This is a genomic window from Micromonospora sp. NPDC047753 (genome assembly GCF_040642735.1).
Lineage (GTDB): Bacteria > Actinomycetota > Actinomycetes > Mycobacteriales > Micromonosporaceae > Micromonospora.
Genome location: NZ_JBEYSL010000722.1, coordinates 1 through 2,531, shown reverse-complemented (window position 1 = coordinate 2,531; position 2,531 = coordinate 1). Strand labels below are relative to the sequence as shown.

General features: G+C 76.8%; 2 protein-coding genes and 1 pseudogene. All 3 read right to left on the bottom strand.

The window, feature by feature from the left end; translation table 11 throughout:
- A partial coding sequence (locus tag ABZ749_RS33725) for a PQQ-binding-like beta-propeller repeat protein (protein WP_357235106.1) occupies nucleotides 1-894 on the bottom strand: 894 nt, incomplete at its 3' end.
- 30 nt (nucleotides 895-924) lie between these two features.
- Nucleotides 925-2,097 (bottom strand): acyl-CoA dehydrogenase family protein, encoded by a 1,173-nt coding sequence (locus ABZ749_RS33720; RefSeq protein ID WP_357235109.1) that lies wholly within the window; start codon nucleotides 2,095-2,097, stop codon nucleotides 925-927.
- A gap of 42 nt (nucleotides 2,098-2,139) precedes the next feature.
- Nucleotides 2,140-2,436 (bottom strand): annotated as a pseudogene (locus ABZ749_RS33715) (hypothetical protein); the annotation flags it as partial.
- Between the last annotated feature and the right edge of the window lie 95 nt (nucleotides 2,437-2,531).

The following is a 2,531-nucleotide window of genomic DNA, read 5'->3' as shown; positions in this document are numbered from 1 at the left end:
CGGTGCCCACCGACTGCCGGACGGTCTTGCGCGGGGCGAAGGTGATGTCGATGGGCAGCAGGCCAGCGGCGACCGCCAGCGCGGCACCAGCCCGGGTAGGTCGTAGCCGGTCAGCGCCACCGCGCCGCCGCGCGGGTGGCGCAGCACCAGGTGCGCCCCGACGACCTGGGGATTGTCCGGGCCGTAGTCGGCCGGCGGAAGCTGTCCCCGCCCACGTTCGGTGCCGTCGCGGGCGTCGAACAGCCGGACCAACCCGTCGTCCTGCACCAGCAGCACCCGCCCAGGCAGGCCGGGCAGCGCCCGCAGCACCGCAGTGGAGGGCAGCGGGACCGACCACCGGGTCGCGCCGGTGGCCGGGTCGAGGCCGTGCACCGTGCCCTCGACCCGCCGACCCGGTTCGGAGGCGCTGCGCACCTCGCTCACCGCGACCGCCGCGTCCCCGGCCGCGTACACCCGCTCGGGTCGCCGCCACACCGGCTCGCCGGTCCGCAACGACCGCCCGGTGGTCATCCGTGCCCCGAGCGCCTGGTCGCGCTCGACCAGCAGCAACACATCACCGGCGACCTCGGCGGACCACCCGGCGGCGGGCGGCACTGTGACCCGCCACCGCGGCGGGCCGTTCGGCGCGACCGAGTCGTAGGCGCTCAGAGTCGGCGGGTTCGGCTCAGGGTCGACGACCAACAGCAGCGGCCCCGCGCCCAGCACCGTCGCCCGGGCGGGCAGCGCCGGCCCGGGCTGCGGCGTCAGGCGCGCGGCCGGGGCGGCACCACCGAGCAGCAGGACACAGGCCGCCACCAGCACCGCCACCCGCCACCGGCGGGACACCTGCGGTGGTGGGCGGTGCTCGTCCGGGGGCGCGCCCCTGTCGTCACCCAGCTCGATCAGCACCGACATGGCGTTCACCCGTCCGCTCGCGCCGACCGGTCAGCAGAGCAGGTCGAGGTGATGGTGGGCGTCCTCGGCGATCTCCTCGTGCCGCAGCCAGCGGCGCGCCCACAGCCGGGCGGCCAACTCCGCCTGCTCGTCGCCCCACGCGGCGTGCTCGACGAGTAACGCGGTGGTCAGCGCGTACGCCAGGCGCAACGCCAGACCGCGGGCGCCCGCGAGCACCGCCGGCGCACCCGGTTCGACGGTCACCGCGGCGATGGTCTCCGCCAACTGCGCGGCAGCGGTGGCCAGGGTGTCGGCCAGCACCGGCGACAGCGGCCGCGCGAGGTCGACGGCGGCGGTCAGCCGGCTCAGCAGCGGCGTCCCGGCGTCCTCCCGGGTCAACGCGCGCAGCACGTCCAGGGCCAGCACATTGGTGGTGCCCTCCCAGATCGGCAGCACCTGGGCGTCGCGCAGCAGGCGGGGCACGCCGGTGTCCTCCACGTAGCCGGCCCCGCCGAAGCTCTCCACGTACTCGCTGGCGGAGCTGACGGCGAGCCGACCGGTGGCGAGCTTCGCCAACGGCGCCACGATGCGCAGCTCGGCCGCGGCCTCCGGGTCGGCGCCAACCTCGACCCGCCCGAGCAGGGCGAAGGCGTGCCCGGCGAGAGCGAACGCGCCCGCCGCGTCGACCGCGAGGGTGCCCAGGGTGGCCCGGTGCAGGGGCGAGGACACCAGCGGGCCGCCGGCGACGTGCCGCGCCTCGGCGTACGCGCGGGCGTAGGCCAGACCCCGTCGCATCCCGCCGGCCGCCGCCGCGGCGTTGTGCACCCGGGTCACCACGACCAGAGTCATCGCCCGGACCAGACCGGGCACCGCCGGGTCACCCAGCGGGAGGGCGTACGCGTCGCGCAGGCCGATCTCGGCGGTGGGCAGCGCCCGGGTGCCCAGCTTGTCCTTGAGCCGGTGCACCGTGACGCCCGGTGCGGGTGCACCGGGCGCCGCGCCGTCGGCCAGCGGTGAGTCGACCGCGTACCGGGGAACGAGGAACGGGGCGAGCACCCGGCTGCCCCGCCCGGCGCCCTCGGGCCGGGCCAGCGCCACCGCCATCGCCGCGTCGGCGGCGGAGCAGAACCACTTCTCCCCGGTCAGTCGCCACGAACCGTCCGCCGCGGGTCGGCCGAGGGTGCTGGAGCGGCCCAGATCGGAACCGCCCTGCGACTCGGTCATCCACTGCCCGCTGGTGATCGCCGTGGCCGGGTCCGTGGAGATCAGCCGAGGCAGCCACGTGTCGCGGACCGTGGCGTCGACGTCGGGCATGCTGAGCAGCGCCGCCGCCCCGTCGGCCATCGCCACCGGGCAGGAGAACGTTGCCGACTCCGGCCCGTACAGGTGCAGCAGGGCGTGCTGCACGACCCGCGCGGCGGCACCCCAGGTGCCCCGCGCGTCCGGCAGGTAGGGCAGCGCCACCACGGCGTGTCGGGCGGCGGCGGCACGTTGCGCCTGCCAACCGGCGGAGGTGTCGATGCGATCGATCCGGGCACCCCACGGGTCGTAGCGGACCAGCGTCGGCGGGTCCGCCGAGGTCCGCGGTGGGTCGTGGCGTCACCGGGAGGCGGGCGGCGTCGTTTCCCTCGGTGTCCGCCGCAGCGACCCGAAGGGCC

Coding starts and splice junctions, on each gene's coding strand:
- ABZ749_RS33720 (WP_357235109.1), bottom strand. CDS start 2,097: ATGACCGAGTCGCAGGGCGGTTCCGATCTGGGCCGCTCCAGCACCCTC.